At 42.8% G+C, this 25,918-nt stretch carries 18 protein-coding genes; 4 read left to right on the top strand and 14 right to left on the bottom strand.

Annotated features, from left to right (window positions below; all coding sequences use genetic code 11):
* Positions 1–80: 80 nt before the first annotated feature.
* Positions 81–1,613: an SDR family oxidoreductase gene (locus EHS15_RS05830; RefSeq protein WP_135759605.1), complete on the bottom strand. Its 1,533-nt coding sequence runs from the start codon at positions 1,611–1,613 to the stop codon at positions 81–83.
* A gap of 170 nt (positions 1,614–1,783) precedes the next feature.
* Between EHS15_RS05830 and EHS15_RS05825 the strand changes: the two genes are divergently transcribed.
* The gene (locus tag EHS15_RS05825; RefSeq protein ID WP_135759604.1) at positions 1,784–2,497 is read left to right on the top strand and encodes a pseudouridine synthase; all 714 of its coding nucleotides are present in this window, start codon (positions 1,784–1,786) and stop codon (positions 2,495–2,497) included.
* A 93-nt stretch (positions 2,498–2,590) separates the two neighbouring features.
* On the opposite strand, the gene EHS15_RS05820 is transcribed toward EHS15_RS05825, so the two are convergent.
* The 9 genes from EHS15_RS05820 to EHS15_RS05780 all read right to left on the bottom strand — a co-directional run bounded on the left by EHS15_RS05820 (position 2,591) and on the right by EHS15_RS05780 (position 15,661).
* On the bottom strand, positions 2,591–5,782 hold the full coding sequence (locus EHS15_RS05820; RefSeq protein ID WP_135759603.1) for an efflux RND transporter permease subunit: 3,192 nt from the start codon (positions 5,780–5,782) through the stop codon (positions 2,591–2,593).
* 150 nt (positions 5,783–5,932) lie between these two features.
* A complete protein-coding gene (locus EHS15_RS05815; protein ID WP_135759602.1) occupies positions 5,933–6,769 on the bottom strand; it encodes an acyl-[acyl-carrier-protein] thioesterase in 837 nt (278 codons plus the stop codon).
* A gap of 51 nt (positions 6,770–6,820) precedes the next feature.
* A complete protein-coding gene (locus EHS15_RS05810) occupies positions 6,821–7,837 on the bottom strand; it encodes a pirin family protein (RefSeq protein ID WP_425460627.1) in 1,017 nt (338 codons plus the stop codon).
* A 453-nt stretch (positions 7,838–8,290) separates the two neighbouring features.
* Positions 8,291–10,597, bottom strand: a complete 2,307-nt coding sequence (locus tag EHS15_RS05805) for a DNA polymerase domain-containing protein (protein WP_135759600.1) — start codon at positions 10,595–10,597, stop codon at positions 8,291–8,293.
* 11 nt (positions 10,598–10,608) lie between these two features.
* A complete protein-coding gene (locus tag EHS15_RS05800) occupies positions 10,609–10,875 on the bottom strand; it encodes a DUF8156 family protein (RefSeq protein ID WP_135759599.1) in 267 nt (88 codons plus the stop codon).
* A 3-nt stretch (positions 10,876–10,878) separates the two neighbouring features.
* The gene (locus EHS15_RS05795; RefSeq protein ID WP_135759598.1) at positions 10,879–11,451 is read right to left on the bottom strand and encodes a hypothetical protein; all 573 of its coding nucleotides are present in this window, start codon (positions 11,449–11,451) and stop codon (positions 10,879–10,881) included.
* 106 nt (positions 11,452–11,557) lie between these two features.
* Complete coding sequence (locus tag EHS15_RS05790; protein ID WP_135759597.1) at positions 11,558–12,508, bottom strand: fumarylacetoacetate hydrolase family protein; 951 nt, start codon at positions 12,506–12,508, stop codon at positions 11,558–11,560.
* A gap of 23 nt (positions 12,509–12,531) precedes the next feature.
* Positions 12,532–13,971: a coproporphyrinogen-III oxidase family protein gene (locus EHS15_RS05785; protein WP_135759596.1), complete on the bottom strand. Its 1,440-nt coding sequence runs from the start codon at positions 13,969–13,971 to the stop codon at positions 12,532–12,534.
* A 49-nt stretch (positions 13,972–14,020) separates the two neighbouring features.
* Complete coding sequence (locus EHS15_RS05780) at positions 14,021–15,661, bottom strand: FAD-dependent oxidoreductase (RefSeq protein WP_135759595.1); 1,641 nt, start codon at positions 15,659–15,661, stop codon at positions 14,021–14,023.
* A gap of 124 nt (positions 15,662–15,785) precedes the next feature.
* Between EHS15_RS05780 and EHS15_RS05775 the strand changes: the two genes are divergently transcribed.
* On the top strand, positions 15,786–16,094 hold the full coding sequence (locus EHS15_RS05775; RefSeq protein WP_135759594.1) for a hypothetical protein: 309 nt from the start codon (positions 15,786–15,788) through the stop codon (positions 16,092–16,094).
* On the opposite strand, the gene EHS15_RS05770 is transcribed toward EHS15_RS05775, so the two are convergent.
* Together EHS15_RS05770 and EHS15_RS05765 are read right to left on the bottom strand one after the other, a co-directional pair.
* Entirely contained in the window at positions 16,091–17,143 is a 1,053-nt protein-coding gene (locus EHS15_RS05770; protein WP_135759593.1) for an SDR family oxidoreductase, read from the bottom strand. The genes EHS15_RS05775 and EHS15_RS05770 overlap by 4 nt on opposite strands.
* Positions 17,144–17,211: 68 nt before the next feature.
* Entirely contained in the window at positions 17,212–19,335 is a 2,124-nt protein-coding gene (locus EHS15_RS05765) for a 7TM diverse intracellular signaling domain-containing protein (protein WP_135759592.1), read from the bottom strand.
* A 165-nt stretch (positions 19,336–19,500) separates the two neighbouring features.
* Between EHS15_RS05765 and EHS15_RS05760 the strand changes: the two genes are divergently transcribed.
* Both EHS15_RS05760 and EHS15_RS05755 read left to right on the top strand, forming a co-directional pair.
* On the top strand, positions 19,501–21,693 hold the full coding sequence (locus EHS15_RS05760) for a bifunctional SulP family inorganic anion transporter/carbonic anhydrase (RefSeq protein ID WP_135759591.1): 2,193 nt from the start codon (positions 19,501–19,503) through the stop codon (positions 21,691–21,693).
* Between the two features lie 4 nt (positions 21,694–21,697).
* Positions 21,698–22,282 carry a penicillin-binding protein activator LpoB gene (locus EHS15_RS05755; protein ID WP_135759590.1) on the top strand — a complete coding sequence of 195 codons (585 nt, stop codon included), beginning with the start codon at positions 21,698–21,700 and terminating at the stop codon, positions 22,280–22,282.
* A 17-nt stretch (positions 22,283–22,299) separates the two neighbouring features.
* On the opposite strand, the gene EHS15_RS05750 is transcribed toward EHS15_RS05755, so the two are convergent.
* Both EHS15_RS05750 and purL read right to left on the bottom strand, forming a co-directional pair.
* The gene (locus EHS15_RS05750) at positions 22,300–23,604 is read right to left on the bottom strand and encodes a hypothetical protein (protein WP_135759589.1); all 1,305 of its coding nucleotides are present in this window, start codon (positions 23,602–23,604) and stop codon (positions 22,300–22,302) included.
* Between the two features lie 60 nt (positions 23,605–23,664).
* Complete coding sequence (purL, locus tag EHS15_RS05745; protein ID WP_135759588.1) at positions 23,665–25,914, bottom strand: phosphoribosylformylglycinamidine synthase subunit PurL; 2,250 nt, start codon at positions 25,912–25,914, stop codon at positions 23,665–23,667.
* Between the last annotated feature and the right edge of the window lie 4 nt (positions 25,915–25,918).

The following is a 25,918-nucleotide window of genomic DNA, read 5'->3' as shown; positions in this document are numbered from 1 at the left end:
TTTTCTAGGTAATGTTCGCTATGCAGAAGGTTTGCAGAAATTGATTTTTGGAGCGAGGGGGGAAGGTGATAAGAGCTCCCTTACCAATCAATAGGGAAATAGTCTTTTAGAAATTTTCCGCACCAGTGTTTGCCGGTGTTGATTCCGTCAAAGACAGGATCCATGACTCTTGCGGCGCCATCTACAATATCCAACGGTGGCTGGAAGTCGTGTAAGTCTTGTTTGAGTTTAGAGAGTTCTGCCGGATCTTCATCTGTCACCCAGCCGGTATCCACTGCATTCATATAAATTCCGTCTTTTGCAAAATCGCTTGCGGAAGTGTGAGTCAACATATTCAAAGCGGCCTTTGCCATGTTCGTATGAGGATGGCGGTCTTCTTTTTTGAATCTGTGGAACTTTCCTTCCATAGCGGAAACGTTGACGATATGTTTTTTACCTGTATTGTCCCTTCTCATAATGGAAACAAGTCTGTTGCATAATACAAACGGTGCCACCGCATTGACCAATTGCACTTCCAGCATTTCGGAAGTATTGATTTCTCCCAGTTTTAATCGCCAACTATTTGTTTTGCGAAGATCGACTTGCTGTAGATCTGCATCCACTTCTCCTTCCGGAAAAACAGATTCCAATTCGTGGGAATGGTCATGAGAATAAGGAATTTGTGACAGTGCTGCCGAGGATCGAATTCCTATACCCGGAAGTTTTCCCGTCCAACTTACCGGAAGAGCTTTTTCTTCCGCTAGGTCTTCCGTTTGCAGGGAGGAAAGAGAGGAAGTAGTGAGTTGTTTTTTGCATTCTTCGTGAAACAAAAGCAGGTGTTTCGCTTCTTCTGTCAGTTCGGAAACCGGTTTGTTTTCCGTTGTCATCAGATGGGAATAAAAACCGGGGGGGCGCCTTACCGTCTGCGCTGCGTTATTGATTAATATATCCAATCGAGTGAGAGTATGCTCCAGATAACTGGAAAAAATTTCCACGCTGGGAGTGTGCCTCAAATCCAAACCGAAGATTTGAAGTCGATTTTTCCATTTCCGATAATCCTCTTCCTTGGAAAAACGAATCGCCGCATCGACGGGAAATCGTGTCGTTGCAATGACTTGTGCCCCGGAACGCAAAAGCATAAGTGTCGCTTGGTATCCGATCTTCAGACGAGCTCCTGTGATGACCGCCACTTGGCCGTCCAAAGGAGCGGATTGAAATCGTTTTGAATAGTTCAGGTCGGCACATTCCGGACACATTGCATCATAGAAAAAATGCAGTTTAATGAATTCTTTTTTACATATATAACAGTTGCGAGGTGAGCTTAGCTTGGAAGCTTTTTCCCAGCTCCAGCCTTGAGATTGATCGGTTATTTGTAGAGGTGCTTTGAATACCGTTTCCGTTCTTGCGGTTCTGATCCCTGTTAAGGCTCTTGCTTTTTTTTCTTCCGTAACGACTGCTAATTTGCGATCTTTTTTGATCGTTTTGTTTCTTCTTCTGATTTCGTTGCGATCCGGGCGAGAAACTTTCCCTGCAGCGATCATCAGAGCGAGCCTTTCCTTTTCCGGTAGATTGGTCAATCGGGAAGGATCGTCTGCCAGCTCTTCCAAAAATCGAATGCAGTCTTGAATGTCCATAGAAGTCTTAAGTTTGATGTTAATTTTGAAAGACCGGATCGCGCCAATCAAATAAAAGCGGAAATTCAGAGGGAAGAGTTTTTTATCCTGCCGTTTCCTCCTCCTTGGGTTGAATTCCTTGGGAGAGTCGCTTTACAGATAAGAACCCTTTTCGGCTATCATCTTAAACTATGGCTTCGGAACGTTTGGACAAAGCTCTCTCCAATTTGGGAATCGGATCAAGAACGGATGTAAAACGTTTGATCTCCGGAAAAAAAATCTGGGTCAACGGTGTTTTGGCGAAAGACCCTTCTATGAAGGTTTCTTTATCGGATGAGATTCGTTGGGAAGAAGAGATACTGATCCGCAAAGAACATTATTATTTTATGATGAATAAGGCTCCTGATTGCATTACTGCCACGGAAGATCCTAGAGAAAAAACAGTGATGGCATATTTATCGGAAAGACATAGAAACATGAATCTTTTTCCCGTAGGTCGTTTGGATAAGGAAACGGAAGGATTACTTATTTTTACAACGGACGGAGCTTTCGCTCACCATTACACTTCTCCTAAACATCATGTGGAGAAGGAATATTTTGCAGAAGTAAAAGGGCATTTGGATGAAAACGATATGGCTGCATTCGAAAAAGGAATCGTTTTGGAAGACGGATATCAATCTTTACCGGCAAAACTCATCCTTTTGGAATCTGGTGAAATTTCCAAAGCGAAAGTTCTGATCAAAGAAGGAAAATACAGACAAATACGTAGAATGTTTGTTATGTTGGGAAAAGAGGTTTTATATCTCAAAAGAGAAAAGATGGGAACTGTGTCTTTAGACCCGAACTTGGGAATCGGAAAATATAGAGAATTGACTGATGAGGAAATTTCTAAACTGAAAGATTAAGATGAAAATAAAAAACCGGGAAGTTTTTCCCGGCTTTAGATGTTTTAGGAATAGGACAACGACTTTGGTAAACCGTTGCCTTTTCGTTTGTATTTATTTTGCGTCCGGATTGGGGGAGTGTCTTCTGATGAGATTGTTTACTCTTTCAATATAAGAGAACGCAGCCGGCACCACAACCAATGTCAGTAGTGTAGAGGAGATGATCCCTCCGATCAGCGCCCATCCCATACTGGTTCTTTGTTTGGATGCTTCGTTCAAACCGATCGCAATAGGAAGAAATCCTGCCACAAGAGCGAAAGAAGTCATTAGGATCGGACGAAGTCTTTCTCTTCCCGCTTCAATGATCGCTTCTTTCATTTCTTTTCCTTGTTGAAGCAATTGGTTCGTAAAGTCCACAAGTAGGATGGAGTTTTTCGTAGCCACACCGATGAGCATGATCAAACCGATCATGGAGAACAGGTTCATCGATTCGTTCGCAAGGAACAATGCAAAGAAGGCACCGCAAAGCGCCAGAGGAAGAACGAGCATGATCGCAATCGGAGTGATGAAACTTTCGTAAAGGGAAGCTAACACCATATAGATGAATAGAATTCCCAATCCCATCGCGATCGCCATGGAAGTTCCCATCTCTTTGAAGTTTTCCGCCTGGCCTAAGTAATTGATACGAACCGTGCCGGGAAGAGGAAGTTCCGTTTGGGTGATTTTGGAAATTTCTTCCATAGCTCCTCCCATACCAGGTCCGTCTGGTTTCATGTCCGCATAAATTTCCAGAGATTGGTTTCTGTTCAAACGGTTGATCGTTGCAAGACCGGTAGTCTCTTCCGCTTTGGCTACGTTGCGGATAGGGATCATCATATTATTGAAGTTAGGAACATAAGAAAGATAAAAGTTTTCTTTCAGATCTCTTTGTCTTTCTTGGAGACGAACGCGAATGTCGTATTCTACTCCGTTTTCTCTATAAACGGCAGGAGTGGTTCCTTCGATGAGAGTTCTAAGTTCCATACCGATTGCGGAACCGGGAATCCCTAACAATACTTCTTTGGAACGATCCGGCACCACTCTGAATTCAGGAGCACCTGCTCTGTAACTTGTATCCACATCAAGAAGGGCAGTCGATTTTTTAAGTCTTTCGAATAACTTCAAACCGTAGTCTTGTACTTCGTCTCCATTCTGTCCGCTCACCACCAAAGTGAAAGGTCTTTGTCCTCCGCCGACCATATCGATATCTTTTACGATCGGAGTGGCGTATTGATGTGTTGTCGCCAAATCCTTTCTTAAAATGTCTTTAAATTGGCTCGTGTTTACCGTTCTTTCATGGGAAGGAACCATCTGGATGAACATGGAAGCGGTTCTATTTGTGTTAAAGAGAGCGACTTGTTTGATCTCTTTGTGCGCCATAATCTTTTCATAAACTTCTTTGGCGACAGATGCCATTTTTTCCACCGAAGTTCCAGGAGGCATATCCAAAGTGACTTGGAATTTACCTTGGTCCTGAGCAGGCAAGAAGGTCTTAGGGATGTATTTGGTCAGGAAGATACTAAATACGAACAAGAACAAGGCGAGCATGATGATCAAGATCGGAAAGTTCAAAGTGAATCTCAAAATGCCTGCATAAACATGTTCCAACCAGGTTTGAAATTTATTGAATACTACTAGGATCTTATCCAATACGAAATTGAAGATTCCGATCACGATTCGGAAAGGCAAAAACAGCCAGAAGAAAATCAGTGCGATTCCTTTTTTAGGTTCGTTCGGGGAGATTTCGATTTTTGCTTCTCCGTGTCCTGCTCCATGTGATCCGATTGCTCCTCCGAAATAGGCGGATAACATCGGTGCAATGGTCAAGGCGTCGTAAAGGGAAATCAAAAGTGCAAAACAAATTGTGAGTCCGAATTCTCTTAAGAACTGTCCTACGACACCGCTGATGAAAGCGATCGGCATAAATACCGCAATGACTGCCATCGTGGTTGCGATGACAGCAAGAGTCACTTCTTTGGTTCCGTCGATGGAGGCTTGTCTTGCCGTTTTTCCCATCTCCCTATGACGGAAGATGTTTTCCCGAACCACGATCGCATCGTCGATCAGTAATCCTACCGCCAAACTTAATGCCAAAAGAGTCATTACGTTTACGGTAAAACCGGCCACCGCCATCAGGATGAATGCACCTAGAAGAGAGTTAGGAAGGGCAAGCCCTGTGATGAGTGTGGAACGAACGGAGCCCAAAAATAGTAAAACGACGATGATCGTAAGCACGATTCCGATGATGATGGTTTCGTTTACGTCGTAGATATTATCTTCGATCGCAGTTGAGTTGTCGTTTGCGATCGCAAGGCTGAGCCCGCCCTCTCTTCTGGAGAGTTCTTTGTTGATCTCTACGACTCTTTTTTTTACTTCTTTGGCAACCGCTACCGTATTGGCGCCGGATTGTTTGTAGATAAGTAGGAAGATCGCTTTTTCTCCGTTGAAGTAAGCTCTGGAAGTTTCATCTTCCATCGTGTCTTTTACTTCACCTAACTGACCTATTTTGATGGGAACTTCGTTTCCGAATAGGGAAAGGGGAGTGTCTCTGATTTCTTCGGGAGATCTGAATTCGTTGATGGTTCTGTAAACAAGTTCTTTATCGGATCGTGCTACTTTTCCGGCAGGGATGTTGGTTCCCCCGGAAGCAAGACGATTGGATACCATGGAAGCGGAGATCATGTGGGATCTAAGTTTATCTCGGTCGAGAACCACATGGATTTCTCTTTTACGTCCACCGTAGATCTGAATGTTTCCCACATCTTGCGCAGTTAGCATGGTTTGTTTGATTTCTTCGTTGGCAATATCGTAGAGAGTTGCATCGGGAAGATTCGCTTTCAAGGCAAGGATAAGGATCGGCTGATCCGCCGGATCGATTCTGCGGATCACTGGCTCTTTTGCATCGTCAGGTAACTTGGGTTTTACGGAAGAAACTTTATCTCTTACTTGTTGTTCCGCATACTTCACGTCGGTTTCCATTGTGAATTCTACCACAACGGTTCCCTGACCTTCGTTACAAATCGCTTTGATTCTTTTGACACCGGAGATTGTGGACAATTCGTCTTCAACCGGTTTGGCGATTAGAGTTTCAATTTCGTTCGGTGCAGCGCCAGGATAAGGAACAGTTACCGTTACTACCGGGATGGTTACGTTAGGGAAGAGATCGACTCCCAGTTTGTTCAAGGAGATGTAACCTGTGACTAAAATCAAAATGATCGTACAGGTGATGAAAATAGGACGTTTGATCGAAAGTTCTGCAAAACTCATGAAATTCTCCGATTCTATATACTAAAATTTATCACTGGCAGTTGCGGGCAAACGAAATAGTGACCAATGGGTCAATATTTCTGATTAATCTTAAAAACGTTTCTTCTATGCTTAAAAACAGTACAGGAAATTAGTTTTTATACTCATTTCTTATGGCTTTTCTATAAATTTTTCCACTTTTGTGATGAATTCGGGAGGAGCTTTTTTGGGTCTAGAAGCGGAAAGCGCTACGAATAATTGTTCATCTCTCATGCTCACCAAAACATTTCCTTCTTTGTCAGTAATATCTTGCCTAAAGTAGAAACGGATTTTTTCGAAACTCTCAATCCAACTGTGTAAAATGATTTGTGAACCGGGAGCGGGTAGTTCCTTTATTTGGATTTCTCCTCCCATAAAAAAGGTAGTCGTGTCTGTTTCCCGAATCAAAGAGAGGTCTACGATTTCTTTGAAAAATAGAAATCTGCCTTCTTCGAAAATTTTCCAGATGGAATCGGAAGGAAGATTCCAAAAACAATTCATATCGCTGAAAGGAATGTTTAATGAATGCTGCAGAGTGAATTGATCTTTGTTTCGGTCATGGATTTTCGATTCTTTCCATTCTTCCTTGAGTCCTGGAGCATCTAACTTTAGTTTGTTTTTATTCTTATCTTCCAGATAGGAGGTAGTCAGAAGTTCGCAGGCCGGTTTGCCGTTTGCATCGATTAGGTTTTGTTTCCAATAAAGAAGCCCTTTTTCATCCTGGGACAGTTCCGTGATGACGTCTATATCCGAGTTTGCAAATTGTTGTCCCAAAAAGCGGACGAATGTGGAATGAGAAACATAGTGGATTTCATTTTCCAGACAATGTGAAACGGAATAACCTAGGTCTTCCAGAACGGAAAACCTAGCGTCGTATCCGAACTTTTCGTAAGTACGGCTGGTGACATGACGGTTCCAGTCCAGATCGAACGTATGAGTCCTCAACCGGACTGTTTTTTGGATGGGCATAATCCAACCCTGAACACCGTTTTTGATTGTGTAAAGATATTTTCTGCCGAACTAAGTCGGCGTTTCTTCCCTTCCATCCGCATGTTTGGCAAACCGACCGGCGCCTTTATGAACAGGATAGGAGCTGGGCCAAGGCCAACCTCCGAATTCAGTGCGGCGATAATCGTTAAACGCTTGTTGTATTTCTTCGGGACTGTTCATTACGAAAGGACCGTATTTTACTACAGGTTCTCCGATGGGTTTTCCTTCCAAAATTAAAATTTTACCTGCCGTATCTCCGTTTTGAATCTCCAATTCTGCTTCGGAAGGAACTCGATACATAGTAGAACCTGCTAAGGATTCTCCGTTTAAAGAAAGACCTTCTCCCCTGAAATAATAGAGGCTTCGATTGAGACCTTGGGAAGCGGCTGGAATGTTGAACTTTGCATTCTCTTCAAACTCCAATACATAGATTCCTACCTCGTTCCCGGAATCTGCTGCCCAAGAATTGGGAGGAGGGGCTAACGGTTTATCGCCAAATAATGATCCTGCGACTGTTTTTACTTTTAGTTTTTTACCTGAATTGTCTTTTGTTTCCCTCACAGGAATGGATTCGTTCCAAAGCATTGTGAAATGAGGAGGCACAAATTTATTTTTTCCTGGTAAGTTCAGCCAAATTTGAAAAAGTTCCAAAGGATTCTCTTTGTCTTCATGCAGCAAGGGAAACATTTCGGAATGTTGCACTCCTCCTCCTGCGGTCATCCACTGAACATCTCCGTCTCCGTATCTTCCTGCGGCACCTAACGAGTCCGCATGATCCACTAGTCCTTTTTGAACCACCGTTACCGTTTCGAAGCCTCTATGGGGGTGGCCGGGAAAACCGGGAATCGTCTCTCCGTGGTACATCCTCCATCCGTCTTTTCCTTCAAAATCTTGTCCGATGTCTCTTCCGGAAAGAGAGGCCTTGGGTCCGAATTTCCCGTTTCCTTGAGGATAATGATCTTCGTGATGAACGCAGAATAGGAAAGGATCCGAAGTGGGCCATTGAAAATGCAAAGGAACGGATTGTAAGATGAGAGATTTAGACACGGAAGATTTCTCCTTTTGTTTGGATATGGCATAGGTTCCGATTCCCAAAACACCGAATGCGGATAAGGCTCCCCAGAGCCATTGTTTTCTGGAGAGTTTTCGATCCCAGATTGGGGATAGAAAGGATTCATTCTTGTTTTTGTTACCGGAGGCTCTGGTCATATTTATTGTATAGACGTAGATCCGAATAGGGATGTCAAAAAATAATTTGATGTTAAACTAATTTTTTGGTCTTCAGCGATTCGACGCGCTAGCGATCGCAGCGGAAATCAAACCGAATAACCCTTTCTTAAATAATGAAAATCAGTTCCAGCGGTGGCGAAGGCAGGGATGCCGAAGCTTGGGAGTCATGACAGGAAGTCATGCGACCAAGAGCGGGAAGTGGTTTTCATTTGATTGCAGCGAAGAGCGCGGCCCGGAGGGAGCGCCCAGAAATTTCTTTCGGAAATCAATCTAAGAAAAAGGAAGTAAAAATTGATCGGATCTAAGAGAGTCGAAATCGGAGAAGGATGCGAAAGGCGCCCATACTTCCTGGAAAGTTGAAGTGAGAAGTTTGCGATAGTATTCTTTGTCCCAAAGGATTTTCTCATCGGGCGGTTTCAATTCCAGAACCTCTTCCACCGCATAACGTAAGCCTCCCGTTTTCGATTTGCTTTTGAGAACCAGGTATTTGATTTTTTCTCCCGCCTGCACTTTCATTCCCAGTTCATCCAATTGAGTCAAAGCCAAAAAACTGGGACCTTGCACTTCGTAGTCTTCCATGGAATTCGAAGTCGATCTTCGAATGAGTAAATCTCTCCAAGAAACGGATCCCGATTTCAGTATGTCGTCATACGACCGATAGATGGATAAAATTTCTTTTTCCGAATTTTTTAATTCGGGGATGTTCTTCTTGGAATTCATCCAATCCACCATTTTTTTTTGAGCATCTCGGATGAAAAGGGGAAGGTCTTTTCTTCTGGAATCGATTCCTCTTGATTTCAGAATTCCAGATTCGAATCTTCCCATATAACGATTGGCGACGGGCATTTTGGAATCTTGGCTGGAAGGGGGAAATAGAAGCCAGGTGTACACTCCGTCCACGATCATTTTGATTCCTGTTTTGAATTTGATTTCCTCGCATAGGTCGTTTAACTCTTCTTTTGTGAAAGGAGATTTGTCTTCTTTTTGAATGAAGATGCTGTCCGTGATGGCATGAACTAAAGCGCATCCCCTTTCTTCTGCGACTTCTTTGGCAGTCAGAAGTTTTTCTCTTCCGAACGCATTTACGCTTTCGTGGCTTTCCAATCTTCCGAATTTCGCATTTCTGTATCCCAGATAACCGAAAGAGGTAACTAACATCCATTTTAAGCTGGCTTGTTTTTCTTCGTAAATCTCCGCTGCCTCTCCATGGGTTTGTTGTTTTCTTTTTTTATAGTAGGATCTTCGGAACAAAACATGTTCTAACGCTTCCGAAACGACTCCCTTTCTTTTGTTACAAATTTTATAACCCAGTTGGGGGACTTGAGGCACATCCGGATCGTTCTCGCAGCAGACACAATTAACGCATTCGGGAGAGATGTTGTGGATCACCATGATGCTGGGATACATCTGTGCGAAATCAAGTTGAGCTACGTTTTCCCAGGCGTATCCTTTGTAGATATCAGGTTGAAATACAAGTCCCCCTCTGTCTGCATTTAATAATTGTAATGCGGTTTTCGGGGATTCCACCGCACTTTTTTGCCAAGGAACCAAATAACCCATACGAAGAGCCACATCTATTTCTATGTAGGTGAGTGCTTTTCCCGTGGAAGACCGTGCCATTTTTTGCACGGGGAGTCTGGACATTCTGGCCAATTCGTAAATTCCATACAGCTGGGAATGTTTGTATAAAAAACTATTTTTAGAATCGATATGCCATCTTCCGAATAAGGGATAAGAAGGGGCTCTATAGACGATGGTTCCGTAGGTGCTGAAGCTGGTTCCTTGGGTTTGGATCTTTCTGCGGATGGGAGCCGTTTTATCCCTGTCGAAAGAAGGCATAAAATTTGAGTTTTGCGCTTTTGAGAAAAGATAAGGGAATATCACCTGATCTCCGTAAGCTGAAAGAAGGATGTCAGGATCTTCCTGAACCAGAATTTCATCCAATTCTTTCAATAAATGCATTGGTTTATCCGCCGGAATGATATGAAATTTTTCTCCCACACCTACGCGCAGAGAATTCAGTGACATGTCGAATCTATGGCTTTTTAAGAGAGAAAGGGAAACGATTTTGAAAGGAGGGACCGTATATTCTCTGTCTGTCGGACGAGTGAGGGAACGGATCGATACGATTTGTTTTCCGAAGATTGTTTCTTTGTATTCGATCACCAGCTTGCAGAGAGGGTATATGTTTCGATCCACCATATAACTGACAGGAAGGTCGATATCGGAGTGGAATATATCGAATTTCCCGTAAAGAGCATATAGTTTTCTAGTGATTCTCGGCAAAAGGGAAGGTCTGGAAAGAACCAGCTTCAATACGTTTGTTTTTTTATTTTCGTAAAAGAGGGTTTTTTCTTCGAAGCAGGGTTTGTCCGCAAGAGCATCTAACTCGTACAAACGGTGGACCAATTTTTTTAAGATTTCAGGAGGACCATTCGCATAAATGATCGGCTGGTAAAAATCATAAAAGAGGGTATGGTTTCCATGTTTATCTTTGGTCCAAAGATAGATTCTGTCCTCCGTATGATATACATCGAACAAATAACCTCTGGCTTCCGAAACTGGGGTTGGTTCCATGATGATAAAGGTTAAGCGCTAGGTTGGCCTTTTAGGTTTCGAATTTCTTTTTGCAGTTCCATCACTTCCTTTTTCAATTGGATGGTCATGGAAAGAAGCATCGAATCGATGGGGTAGGGGGACGATCCCATAACTCCCGCCTGCACTTGCAGTTTGGAATTTCGGATCAATTCATCGAAGACTTCCTGGTCTTGTTTTCGTAGACCCCTTCTGAATTCCAAAAGATTGCTTTCTACTTGTTGGATTTGCCTGGAATAGGGAGTGACCGTTCTGCCCATACATTACTCCAATAGATTTTCTTTTCTGATTTTGATGCGGGAGAGTCTCTCTTCGATTTGTAATTCCCAAAAGTCGCCGGAGAGATCTATGAGTTTGGGAAGGATCTTTTGGAAGTTTTTATGATCGTATTTTAGGGATTCTACAATAAGAGTGGGGATCTTTAAAGAACGGATTTTCTCCAGACAAAGAACCATTTTTTCCAATAGAAACAACCCTTCTTCGTCGGCCACATCCGGATCGAAGAACTGTTTGCAGGGAGCCAAAAGGAAATAGATTGTATCGTCTGATTTTTGTTTGGTGATTGAGTGAAGAGCATCCAGGATTTGGTAGGGAGTGAATGCCCTTTGGACGAGTATTTTTTCCAAGATGGGTTCCGGTGGAAGGGAACGTTTTCTCGTTTCTGCAGTGATGACAAACGGATTGAAACAAATCGCACAGTCCAAATTGAAAACGGAAAAGCCGGAGACGGCGAATACATACTCCCAATGAAGTGCGAGTTTGTAGATACCTTCGCTCCTTCTTCCCCCCAACATGGCAATGCCCTGTCTTTCCCATTTGACAATGGGGGAATCCATTTCTTCTTCTCGTAAGGGAATGATTCCTGTTGCCACAAGAATACTATATATATGTTTTGTAAAAATATGTAAAGTAATTTATTTACGAAAACAAATTTCGATTTTATTATCTTCCTTGCACCACTGTTAGGATTTGTTCCCCTAAATCGATTTTGCCGTCACTGCTTCTTATGGAAGATGTGACTCTATCTCCCGGCTGAAGGTATTCCTTTCGTTTGCTTTGATTTTTGAAAAATAATTCCCATTTCTTTTTTTCGGGAAGAAGAGATCCTAACTTTTGCATCCAGGGGCTAGGTGCCCGCAGAGCACAACCGGAAGGAGTTCCCGTAAGAAGAACATCTCCAGGAAATAAATTGCAAAAGCCGGAAAGTTCTTGGAGGGTTTCCAACGGTTGATAGACCAAGTTTTCCGCAAAGTCATGTTGTCTTTTTTCTCCGTTGACCTTCAAGGTCAATTCCAGAGAGTCGAATAACTCAAGTTCGTTTGCATCCAATACGCATAGATGAGGGCCGGCAGGTAAAAAACTTTTGTACGATTTTCCTTTGTACCATTGCAACTGAGGCAGTTGGACGTCTCTTGCCGAAACATCGTTTGCCATAAAGAAGGCGGCTACATATTCGGAAACATTATGAGAAGTGATCTCCGTTTGTGCATTTATTTCTTTTCCGAACACAAGTCCCAATTCGATTTCATAATCTAGAAACTTCACATGTTTCGGGCGGATGATTTCTCCGAAGGCGGAAGTAAGGGATGCATCCGATTTGGTAAAAAATAAATTGAATGATTTTGAGTTCGGATCCAGTCCCGATTCGATTAAATGCTGTTTGTAGTTGGCTCCTTGGCAGATGATTTGGCAAGGAGCAGTGATGGGGGATAATACGTTCAGTTTGTCCAAGGGAACTGACTTGGATGGTTTCGGTCTTCTGGCTCGTTGCAAGGATGCTAAAAAATCTTTCGTGCTGAGATCGCCTAGCCCCAAAGGAAAAACATTTCCTTCTTTGATTTCTCCCCAATCGACTGATTTTGATTTAGAAAACCGAATGTAGTTCTTAGCCATAATCCAAGATTCTAACTTTTCTTTTAACGATTTGCAACCGTTTCTGCCAGTTTTCTGTTTTTGTGCATGTCTTCCGCTGTTTCCGGGTTTCTATCGATCAAATAACCTTGGACAGACGGAGCAAAGAACAAGGCGATTGTTCCGTTGAAATATTTGGCTCCTTCCTCCGTAAGGGATAAAGATTCCTTGGGATAGGGCGCTCCGTTTTTCAAAAACAATTCCTCTCCGTTGGAAGAGGTGTGGTATTCCATTAGACCCTTTTGTAAAACGAAAGAGACCGCTTCCGGATAGGCCTCCTCCAAAGAAATTCCGAATTTTTCATAAAAAGCGGTAAGATTGATTTCTCCGAAATAAAAACTGACTGCGATCATCTTGGCCATGATATGGGCCGCAGGAAGATGATATAAGTCTTGGATGGGAAGTTTGTTCTCTTCCAAGGCTCTGAAATAAGGAGATAAATTTTTTCCAACAGAACCGGAGTTATATGAGATTGTGTTGTCCGTATAGGTCTGCGCTCCCAGTCCGATTCCCAGGTAAGGCATTCCTTGGATCACTCTTCTGGTCAAGTAGGCGCTTGTTCCCGTATCTTTCGGAACCTTGCTGAAAGTATTTTTTCCCGGGTTTGCGAAATATCCGTGAGCTTTGAGTATTTCTTTTGCCATTTTGCTTTGTGCACGAACCGAATCCATTTCTACGGAAGAAGCTTGGTGGGAGATCCTTGTCAGTTTGTAGCGCATTCGATAGAGAGTTACGTATTCGGGAGAAAGAGAGATGCAATGGAGTAAAGTGGCTTCCCAAGAAGCCAAACTTTGATCTGCAAAACCATACATCAAATCGATGTTAAATTTTTTAAACCCGGCCTTTCTTATATGATCGACCGCTTGGAAATGATGTTCTACTCCATTCTCTTCCCTTCCCAACAGCTTCAAAAGATCCGGCTGGGTGACTTGAAGTCCCATACTGATTCTTTCGATTCCTGCATCTCGATAGATCTTCGATTTATTCGGGTCTTGTGCCGCAATTTTGGGAGTGGTTTCTATGCTGATTTCGAAATCGGGAGCTAGGTCGAAGGAATTTTTAATTTCCTGAACATGTTCCGCGATGAGTTCCCCTTCCACAAAAGAAGGAGTTCCTCCTCCTATGTCCAAACCGTGCAGAGTTTTGTTCCCCAGTAAATTTCGATATAACTTCAGTTCCGAGGAAAGAGCAGACATATACTCTTTCGTCCGATCCAACTCCGATTTTCCTACCACGGTGTATTCGCAGAAATAACATCTGGTTTCGCAAAACGGGATATGGGAATACAGGGAGATATCTTTGAGATCGGAAAAAGATTGTTCAACGGACTTAAGATGGTTTGATACGGGAACTCTGTATTTCCCCCAGGTTTTGTCGTGAGCGATCGGATAAGCAGTGTTGGAGATGTGGTGGTTTCTTTCTCCGGAGGAGAACACATCTTCCATTTTCCGTTTCTGACTGTCTTCTAAGGAAGGGTCTGTCCAAACTTTCAAATCAATCACCAAACAAAGAATATAGTTTTTTCCCGCCGATCACGTTGAAGGCGGTCATTCCGTTCTCTTTCAGAATGCAGAAAGCCAAATGACCTCTTCTTCCTGAATCACTGATCACTGCGATTTTATTTTTACGGGAAGCCTCCAGTTTTGTTTTTAATTCCTTTACGGAAGTTCTTAGGGATTCCAAAGGAATGGAATCATCGAATTCTTTGTTTTTCGTTTTTTTCAAACTCACATCCAAAAGAAAAAAGTCTTTTCTGTTTCGTTTGAGTTCAGAAGGTTCTACGATTTTCGTTTGTCCCTTTTGGATTTGTAATGCCACAGTTGCCGCTATATTGAGTGCGTCTCTTGCCGTCCCGAAAGCGGGCGTATAGGCGAAATCGGATTGCGCCAAAGAAACGATCGTGCCGTTCAAAGTAAACGCTGCCGCAAATGCATCTAACCTGGATTTAATGTTAGTTCCTACCGCTTCCAAACCCAAAAGTTTTCCTGACTTCAAGTGGAAAAATAATTCCAAGGTGATTTCCGAACTTCCAGGAAGATAAGGTTCTTTGTCTTTTGCTAAAATCAAAACTTTTCCCAGATTGTTTTTTCCGGCTTCCAATAGTGCTTCCTTTCCCGTAAGACCGACTCTTCCTACTTCCCATTCGGGGAGGCGGATCTGCATCGATGCGGAAAATACGCCTAACTTTACCGAGTCACCTGCCGCATTGGCGCCCGCCACTTGTGCCGTTTTGTCCGAAACCGCAGCTTGAGGAATCCATACAGGCCCTCTGGGAGAAGGAACGCTTACGCAAATGCTGCATGCATAGATATGAGGTATGTTTGTCTGACAGAATTCATTGACCAAAATCGTTCCATCCTGCTGCAATTTGACCCCTGCTTCTTTCAAAAGTTCCGTTCTGGGGTAAACACCTATGGCGGAAACGATGAAGTCGCATTTGATTTTTTTTCCGTCCGCAATCACTTCCGTGACGGAATCATTTTTAGTAATAAATTCTAAACGATTTACGCCTGTTAGTAGCTTTGCTTTTTTAGAAAGTTTTTCTTCCACTAATTTGGAAATGTTCTCGGAAAATTGGGGAAGGATGTGTTTTTCCTTTTCAATGAGAGTGACTTCCGCACCGCCTCTCACGCAGCCATCCAGAGCTTCCAAGCCCATGGAACCTCCTCCTAAAATGAGGATTCTTTTTTTGCCTTTCTTTAAACTTTGTTTGATGGCGGCAAGATCATCCAAGGTTCTGAAATAACGAAAGTTAGATACTTTGGGAAGCCCTTCCGGGTGGATGGAAGATGCACCTGTCGCAAAAATCAGGCGATCGTAAGATAGAATCTCTTCCTTCCCGTGGGAAACCACTAGAAGTGTCTTCTTTTTAGGATCTATTCTTTTAACTTCTGTACGGGTATGGACTTCGATTTGATAGACTTGGCGGAAGTAATCTTCTCTTTCTCTGTTCAGCTCTTCCAAGGATTTAACTTCACCGCTGAGATGAAAGGAGAGTCCTGCCAAAGCGTAACTGACTCTAGTGTTTCGTTCCAGTAATATGATTCTTGCTTTTCCGTCGATTTCACGGGCGCGGGAGGCGGCAGCAGGGCCCGCCAAGGCTCCTCCTACGATGATAATGGTTTTATTGGACATCGAAACTCCCGAAATGTTGAAATATTTAAGTTGAGAGCTTTTATAGTTACGGTTAAGATCGAATCAATCAAAAAATATTAATTTCATAGTTTTATAAATTTATTCCCAATTAGAGAGAGATGATATGTCCGAGACGATTATGTTATTCACCATCCTGATCCTTTCTTCTGCGAAGTTGACTTTGATTCACGAAAAGTATAATTTGAAAACGAAAACTTCCATAGAAAGAAACGAATATTCTTTCGCCAATTCCCAAGACGGATTTGTGGCTTTGTCTAAAAAAATTACTGTTCTTCAAAAGAACGAACCTAAGAGAGAATGTTTGTTTGATCTCAGTGAAGAGGAAGGAGGGTATTTGGGAAAACTCACTCGAATCGAAAAAAAGCCCGTACCTAAAAGTTTGTACGAGCTTTCCGATCTTTGCAGAAATTAAACCATCTTAGATGCCGCCAATTGTTCTATGTGTTCGACCAAAGTTTCTGAAACGGGTCTGTAGGTGATTCCCAAATCTTTGATGCTGTACGAATTGTCCAGATCGAAAGGAACTCCTACGTTTTTGGAAATATGTTCCCAGGACAATCCGAAAAAAGGTCCTATGATGTAGGTGACCAGTTTGGGAATGGTAGAAGTGGGGATTTTGTATTTTTTACCGTAATGATCTTTTAAGATTTTAGCGACCTCCACGAAAGATAAAGTTTTAGCGGTTGTTAAATGTCTTCCTTTGGCGGTAGGGGTCAATCCCGCCGCAATATGTGCTTTTGCCACATCTCTTACGTCTACGATTCCCATCATCATATCCGGTACTCCCGGAGCAAATTTACCGTTCACCATAGATCTCATAAAATTCACGCTGGTTCCATCTCCTCTGTCGGAAACGGAAGGACCTAAAACGAAAGAAGGATTGATCGTCACCAAATCCCATCTGCTTTGCGCATCGTGAATTCTCCAGGCTTCTCTTTCCGCCAAAGTTTTGGAATAAGCATAAGGTTGGTGTGTTAGGCTACTCGTTACGTTCCAAGACTCCTCATTCAAACGATTTCCGGGAGAATCTTTCGCATCGATATTATCTCCCATAACAGCCGCTACACTGGATGTCAAAACGACTCTTTTTACGGAAGGAGACTCATTCACCGCTTCCAAAACGTTTTTGGTTCCGTTTACAGCAGGTTCGATCAGTTCTTTTTGTGCATTTTTGATTCCATCGATGAAAAAAGGAGAAGCTGTATGAAGGATCAGTTCGCAGTCTCTGATCGCATTTAAAAAAGATCCCTGTTTCATCAGATCCGCTTCATAGAGTTCCAATTTTCCTGGATGTTTTTGGGAGAGCTGCGTAAGATGAGCGATTTTTTTCTCTTCCGATTTGTTTCTTACCGTCGCACGGACGTTAAATCCATCTTCCAAAAGGAATTTGATGATCCACGAAGCAATGTATCCTGCTCCGCCTGTGACAAGAATTGGTTTGTTGCGATTGATTTCCGGCATGATTGATTCGATCCTAGGGACAAGAATTCCAGGGAACCAATTTCTTTGTCCAGCGATTCAGCGTTCGATTAAAGTTTTAAGAGACCGTTCCAATCGTCAGGAGGAGGGTTTTCCAAATACTCTTTCGATTTTCGGATGTAGTAGTGGGCGGCATTGTCTTCGGGGCATGCGGTCACACATTCCTCGAAAAGAGTCAGTGAGTTTTGGAAATTTCTGTTTTTAAATTGATGAATTCCTTGGTAGAATATCGGATAACTCGTGTTTTTTGCTTCTCTAATGCTTTGAGGGTCTGCATTTAAAATTTCATAAATCACGACCGGCTTTGTTTTCCCTTTCACAACGACGGATTCGATTTCTCTGAAATCCAAATCTCCCGTTTCCGAAATATTTTTACGTACGCTGTCGCTTGCCAAGATGGGGATTCCGAAATTTTTAGTCAGACCTTCCAAACGAGAAGCCAGATTGACAGTATCTCCGATCACAGTCGTATCGAGTCTGTTGGATTCTCCCACTGTTCCTAGCATAACACTGCCATGGTGGATTCCGAAACCTGCTTCCAAATGAAAGTCTCCGCTGAGGTTTCTACTCATCTCTTCCACTTCCTTTTTCATAGCGATGGAAGCTCGGATGGCGTCTACAGGGCCTCCGGGAAACAGCGCCATGATGGCGTCTCCTATGTACTTATCGATGAAACCTCCGTGTTTGGCGATCGCAGGCCCCAGACGTTCCATATATTCGTTAAGAAGTAAAAATACATCTCTCGCATGTTTGGATTCGGAGAGTCTTGTGAAGTTGCGGATGTCCGAGAAAAGGATCGTCATATCCCTTTCCACGGAATCTCCCCGCATCACTTCCAATATGGTTTTTCTTTTGAGTATTTCCAGAAATTGATTGGGAACAAAACGAGAAATGGATTCGTTGATTTTTTTCTCTTCTTCCAAAGCTCTTTCTTGGGATTCCAAAAGAGCCTTTCTTGCATCTTCCGATTCCTGCTTCAGACGATTGATTCTGTTTCCTATCCCTAAACTTAAGAACACTCCTTCGAAAACGCTTCCGTACATGGGACTGTAAGAGATAAAGCTGGAATAGTCGATGAGTCCCAAATTCATAAACACGAATAATGTGACGGAGATGATAAGGAAAGACCAAGCCATAAGAAAGTATTTGGCGCCGATGTAACCATCTTTGAAACGAAGGATGGCTGCGATTGTGATCATCGCAACACCGAACATCGGTAAAACATTCGCAAGATAAACTACATCCAGAACGGGAAGAATCAACACAAAAGGAATAAAAGCGACTGTAACCCAGTTGGAAAATTTGATCAGTTTCCTGATTCTATGTTTTTCTCCTTCCGGAAACAAAAAGGAAATGGAGAACACTCCCGCCGCAAGAGTTGTGAGAAGAGAAAAGAAAGGAGTGATTCTAAAGGAAAGTTCGTATTCTGACAAATCGATCCAAGGCATCCATTGGTTGTTTGCATTGAAGATAAAACCGGTGAAACAGAATAGGTAAGCGCAATAATAGAGGAAAAGTTTGTCCCTGACGGAAAAAAACAGAACAAGGTTGTACATCAAAAGAAGGATCATCGCTCCGTAATAGGCACCTGAGATGAACACTGCAGAACGATCGAACACTTCGAAACGGGCATCCGTAAAAAAACGCAAAGGCAGAAGAGTGGCACTTTGAGAAACCACTTTCAGATAAAGTCGTATTTTTTTATCTTTAGGCGCATGAAACGGCAGAACCGGATAACGATTCGGCTTAGCAATTTGCTCCAAAGGTACAAATCGTCCGGCAAGTTGCATCGTATAACTATGTGTTGTCGGATTCTCGTAGTAGAATTCGATTCTGGACATGGAAGGAGTGTCCAAAGTCAGCATCCAATTTTCGAATTCGCTATGGTGGATCACGTCCAAACGAAACCAAAGAGTGGTGGATTGAATTCCGAAAGCGGTATTGTGTTTGGATTGAATCCATTTCGATTCGGGAAGAGCTTGAATGTCCTCAAAATCGAATTTGTTTTCCGAATCTACAAGATACAAAGAGGAACTGTTTCCGTAGAGCCAGTGTTCGTGCGGATTGAGTGTGAATACTCCGGAACCGTCCGCTCCCATTCTCACCTTACAAGAGAATAGGAGGCAAACCAACGCCGGAGCCAAAAAGAATACCACCGAACGAATGCGCATCATAGTATGAAAAAATTCCGAATCTTGGACATGTATGAGAAAGGAAAGATGAATGTATTCGATTTTTCGTAATTTCGACTTAGTTTTTTTAGATTTGTGAAAAAAAAACAAATAGTATTTATATTTTTTTTTGATGAATCCTATCTTTTAAGGGACTATATAGGTAATATGCAAAAATTTTCAATCAAAGACGACTTAATCGCAGGCACAGTCGTATTTTTAGTAGCAGTTCCCCTTTGTCTTGGGATTGCGCTTGCTTCAGGAGCCCCTTTATTTGCGGGGCTTATCGGCGGCATTGTCGGCGGTCTTTTTGTTTCCCTAGTCAGTAAATCCGAAACCAGCATCACTGGCCCGGCTGCAGGTCTTTCCGCAGTCGTTTTCGGCGGAATCGTTCAATTGGGATCTTATGAAACCTTCACGTTGGCAGTCATATTTGCTGGCTCGTTTCAAATCGTTTTTTCTTTGCTTCGATTTGGTGTTCTTGCCACATACTTCCCTTCGAGTGTGGTTCATGGATTTATGGCAGCGATCGGAATCATATTGATTCTGAAGCAAATCCCTCACTTGGTTGGTTTTGATAAGGATGTGGAAGGAGATTTTTCCTTCTTTCAGATGGATAATGAAAATACATTTTCCGAACTTCTGAATTTATCCAATGGATATCAAGTAGGTTCCTTGATGATAGGGTTAAGTTCCCTTCTGATTCTATGGTTTTTATTTCGAAGCAAAAAAACATATACGATCCATCCGTTTTTTATGATTATCGTATATTCTCTCTTTGCCAATTTCCTCCTGGAGAAACTCACCTTTTATCCGATAGCCGGGACACATTTAGTGAATGTGCCCATTAGCAACGGCTTCTCCGATTTTTTTAAGTTTTTCCACCTACCTGATTTCTCCCAAATTCAAAACCCTCAAATTTATAGTGTCGCATTCGTTCTGGCATTGGTTGCCTCCTTGGAAACCTTACTGAATATAGAAGCGATCGATAAGCTGGATCCTCATAAAAGACATACTCCTCCGAACCGGGAACTTTTGGCCCAAGGAGGAGGGAACATCATCTCTGGAATGCTTGGCGGGCTACCGATAACAGCAGTAATCGTAAGAGGTAGTGTTGCCTTGCACGCGGGAGGTAAAACCAAACTTACCTCTATCGTTTACGGTGTTCTTTTGGCGATTACTGTTATTTTTTTTCCTAAGTTTTTGAATATGATCCCGCTTTCCGCATTGGCGGCCATTCTGATCGTTACCGGATACAAACTGGCCAGCTTGGAAGTATTTAAAAGTATGTATAAAAAGGGAAACAATCAGTTTTACCCTTTTTTGATTACGATCATCGCGATCGTTTTTTCCGATCTTTTAACAGGATTTATCATCGGTTTGGTGGTCGGGTTTTTCTTCATTTTGAGAAACAACATGAAGAATGCTTTTCAGGTCATCGATGAAAAGAGATACAATCAAATCACTACAAGAATTCGCCTTTCTCAAGAGGCGACTTTCCTCAATAAACCTTTCTTGAGAAATAAACTTTACGAGCTTCCTCATGGATCGAGCGTCATTCTGGATGCGCATTCCGCAGAATATGTAGATCCGGACATCATTGAAATCATTAAGGATTTTCAGGAAACGGTCGCTCCGGAAAAGAATATCGATGTAAGTCTTGTCGGTTTTAAGGATACCTATCATGTTTCTCTTTCGTTGGAGAATCAAACCGTACAGGTGGTAACTCCCGAATTGCTTAAATCTATCCGCCCTGAGGAAGTTCTGCAGATTTTAAAGGACGGAAACAAAAGATTCGTTTCTGGTAACAGAATCGAAAAAGATTTACTGCACCAAATGAACGTCACTTCGGAAGGCCAAAATCCTTTGGCTGTCGTCTTGAGTTGTATGGATTCCAGAACTTCCGTCGAACTAGTATTTGATATGGGATTGGGAGATCTATTCAGTATCCGTGTGGCAGGGAACGTAGTGAACCCTGATATTCTGGCAAGTATCGAATTCGCCTGCAAAGTTGTGGGGACCAAACTCATCTTAGTTTTGGGACATACTAGTTGCGGAGCCATCAAAGGAGCTTGTGCGGATGTAAAAATAGGGAAACTTCCTATTTTACTGAAAAAGATCAAGCCGGTAATCAAATTGGAAAAAACGATCAAAGTGAATCGAACACCAAGTAACGATGATTTCGTGAATCAAATTGCCTTGCTAAACACCAAAAAAAGCATGCAGGATATAGTAGATCAAAGTCCTCTTCTCAAAAAAATGATTTTGGATGGAGAAGTCGGCCTTTACGGAGGGATGTATGACATCTCTACGGGAGAGGTTAGTTTTTCGGAAACATATTCTCCCGGCAAAAAGAAGTAAACAAATGGATCGAGTTCGATCGCAAAAATGGAAAAAGGTGCAGGCGGTTTTGGCCTGCATCGTTTGGATTCATTGTTCCGGGGTCAGTTATAAAGATCCCGAAACTGCTTCCGGCACCAAACAATGGGGTGCGAAAGAAGTGAAAGATACAGTTTCCGAAATGACGGACTCTCTTGCCTTATATTATCGGAATGAATTGAAGTCCGGTTATTTGGAATGGAAACGATTCGAAAACAATACATCCGAACACATTGACACAAGAATTTTAGGAAATGAAATTTCCACCAATCTTACCAAAAGAAAAATTCCTTTTATCGATACGTCTCTCCGGGAAGATGCTTCTTTGGAAATTTCTTTCGGAAAGACTGGAATGGTATCTTCCGATTCCCGTTTGAATGCTGGGAATATGAAATCTCCTTCTCATCGTCTCAAGGGTGAACTGAACGATATCGTCAATTATGAAGACGGAAGAAAAATTCAATACATCGTAGTGACTTTGGCTTTGGTTCGTATGGAAACTGGTGAGATCGTTTGGCAGGAACAGAAAAAGTTTTTGAAAGTGAGTAAGGTGGAAGGATACGGACTTTAAACAGGAGGGTTTTGTAGTCACCTCTTGCTATCCGGATGAAATCCGAATCGAACCTTGTTTTTACCCATAGGTTTGCCGAATGTTTTGATTCCGGAAGATCCGTTCGTTTTGAATCCCGGGGAAGATAGTTCCGAAACGGAGGAACCTAACCAAAGATATTCGGGAAGAAAACGAACATAACGATATTCTCTGGAGATATCGACGTCTTTGGAAAAATTGTCCGAACTTTCTTGGATCGCAGTCGCACTCCAGTCATATCCTAATTTCAATCCGGCAAACATAATCGCAACTCCCAAACCCACTCCGTCTCCTGAATTTCCTTTTGCACCCAAATAAGCGACTCCCGCTCCTAATGCGATTACCACAGCTCCCGTGGTCACTGCTGCCGTGATTTTTGCGGTTCCTTTGGCGCCTTCTTTTAAGGCGGAAGCTGTGACTCTTTGAAAGTATTTGGAATCTTCTATGAGTTCGTGAATTGCATTATCTCTTGTTAAATGGCGATCATACCAAGGATGGGTTTCCGATTCCAGATACAAAGGGCCTTCCGTAGGTTTGTTGCCTGATTCTATCCAGGCAGTTTCACTTTTTTTTCCTGAAAATACGAAATCCAAACCTCTCATCCCTCGGATGAGATTGATGTTCGCCTTGGCGCTGGGATATGGTTCTCCTCCAAGACCGCCTAACAAAACTAGAAATTCTTTGGGAGGGACGGAGGATTGAGCAAATGTTCTCAGAATTTTGGACTTAGGAGAAAGATGTGCGGCTACTTTGAGGTCGACTCTGGCTTCTTCCCAATGCCCTAAACTCGTCCATAGCGAAGCGAGTAAAACTCTTAAAACGGGATCGTCGAATTGTCCTTCCGCACTCCATTCTCCTGATAGTAGATTCCCCGCATAACGAGCTTGTACTTTTCCTTTTTCGTAGTTTCCTGTCCGAACATAATAAAGCCCTAAAAGGATGTGCATGTATATGATTTCCGCTTCGGAAGCGTAGTATCCTTCTTCCGTTTCCAAATAGAAAAACGATTTTAATTCTCTGGAAGCGCTGAACCTAAGTCTTTCTTTGCTTTTTTCTGCCTGTTCTTCCAAGTCCTTGAAATCGGATCCTCCAGCGAGGAATGATATATGGGATTTTTCTAATATGGTAATGAAGCTTCCGTTTTCTCCCGAAGGAAATTTTTTGAGAGTTTCTTCCGCATTTCCATCGGCCCAAGCGGAAAGAGAAGGGTGGTAGTCGTCACGAACAAGTAGTCCCGAACAGGAGAAATAGAATGAAAATACAAAAAGTAAAAAAAGGCGGGGGAGTGTCTGAAGGGTTAACAAACGAATTTCACCGGGGTATAGGCGATCATTGTACGTATCCCCGGAGAAGATTCAAGTCAATTAATTGAAAGTGGAAACAAGTCCTCCTTCAAAGGCGGATTCCAATTCCTTTACGTTCCAAGAATAATCCTTGTCTTTGAATTTCAACTTTAAGGTTTCCGAAGACTGTGCCGTTCCCAAGGAATGAAACTCTAGCCCTTTACCGGTAAACTCGGATTTCACTGCTTCTTCCTGTGAAGATGCGTAGGTGATTACAAAGCTGGCACCTGTTTCTCCGAATAGGATTTCGTCCGTTCTGGAAACAGTATCTGCCAAAGAAGAAAGATCTAAGTTCAGCCCTAATTTTCCAGCCACTGCGATTTTGGAAAGAGCGACTAGAAGCCCTCCCAAAGAAAGATCTTTGGCGGAAGAAAGGATTCCTTTTTTATGAAGAGAAAGCAAAGCCTCGATGGCAGCTTTTTCCTTTTCTAAAATGAGTTCCGGGATCTTTCCTGTTTCCTTTTGGAAAAATAGAGCCAGATATTCCGAACTTGTGATCGTGGGGCGGAACCATCCTGCTAAGGCGATTTTGATTTCTTCTTTTCCTAACGAAGGATAGGTTCTTAAACCTTTCGATACGTCGTCCAAAACTCCCACCATACCGATGGTAGGAGTAGGATACACCGGTCCTTCCGGGGATTCGTTGTAGAAGGAAACGTTTCCTCCCGTTACAGGAAGATTTAAGAAACGGCAAGCATCTCCCAGACCTCTTACGCATTCACTGAAGACGTAATAATTTTCAGGAATATAAGGATTACCGAAATTGAGATTGTTGGTAACTCCGTAAGGAGTGGCTCCCGTAGCGGCTACGTTTCTTGCGGATTCACAGACTGCAAATGCAGCTCCTTCGTAAGGATTTAAGAACGTATAACGAGAATTACAGTCTGTAGCTACTGCGATTCCTTTTTTGGTTCCGGGGATACGGACGAGTCCTCCGTCTTCTCCCGGAGGAACCACTTTCACCAAACCCACTTCCGTATCGTATTGTTGGAAGATCGGTCTTCTGGAGCTGATATTCCAGGAAGAAAGTAATTTAGGCAATGTGCTTACGATTTGTTCGGAGGAAATATCTTGTATTTCTTTGGAAGAGAATGTCAATTTTTCGTCCAGATACTCGGGTCTTTTTTCTTCCCTTACGTATCTGGGAGCTCCTCCGCCTAATACTAGAGATTCGGCAGGGATTTCCGCTTTGAGTTTTCCGTCTTTTCGGATGCGGATGATACCGTCTTCGGTTACTGTTCCTATTTCACTGGAATGAAGTCCCCATTTTTGGAAGATGGAAATCAATTCCTGTTCTTTCCCTTTTTCAGGAACAACTAACATACGTTCTTGGGATTCTGAAAGCATGATTTCATAGGCATTCATTCCCGATTCTCTCAAAGGAACTTTGTCCAGATCCACATCCATTCCCGTTTTGCCTTTGGCACTCATTTCGGAAGTGGCACAGGAGATTCCTGCCGCACCCATATCTTGGATTCCCACCAATACTTTCTTTTGGATGGCTTCGAGAGAGGCTTCCATAAGAAGTTTTTCCATAAAGGGATCTCCCACCTGCACTGCGGATCTTTTTTCTTCCGACTCTTTGGAAAGATCTTTCGATGCGAAGGAGGCTCCGTGGATTCCGTCCCTTCCTGTGGTAGCTCCTACGATATAAACCTTATAACCTACTTTTCCTTTTGTGGAAGCGGAGGCCATTTCATCGTGTTTGGCGATTCCCACTGTCATCGCATTGACGAGAGGATTTTTCGTGAAAGTAGGGTGGATGAATAGTTCCCCTCCGCCTACTGCGATTCCCAGAGAGTTTCCGTAGTCTCCGATTCCTTTTACGGCTCTTGTCAATAAATACTTGTTACGAGGTTCTGTAGGTTCTCCGAAACGAAGGGAATTGAGAGAAGTGATGGGGCGGGCTCCCATCGTGAAGATATCCCTCATGATTCCTCCTACTCCCGTGGCAGCACCTTGGTAAGGTTCTACGGCGGTAGGGTGATTGTGGCTTTCTATTTTGAAAACGACTGCAAGTCCGTCTCCTATATCCATCGCTCCTGCGTTTTCTTCTCCAGCAGCAGCCAATAGTTTGTCCGATTTCGTAGGAAGGGTTTTTAATTTGAGGATGGAGTTTTTATAAGAGCAGTGCTCCGACCACATTGCGGAAAAAATACCTAATTCCGTGGAATTGGGAAGGCGGCCTAAAATCTTTTGGATCTCCGAAAATTCTCCTTCGGTTAATCCATGTTCTTTGGCGTCTTCTAGTGTAACTGTATCTTTTTCCATTGAT

The sequence above is a fragment of the Leptospira idonii genome (genome assembly GCF_004770995.1).
Taxonomy (GTDB): Bacteria; Spirochaetota; Leptospiria; order Leptospirales; family Leptospiraceae; genus Leptospira_A; species Leptospira_A idonii.
Note: the sequence above shows the minus strand (reverse complement) of the source record. Positions and strands in the feature narration are given on the sequence as shown.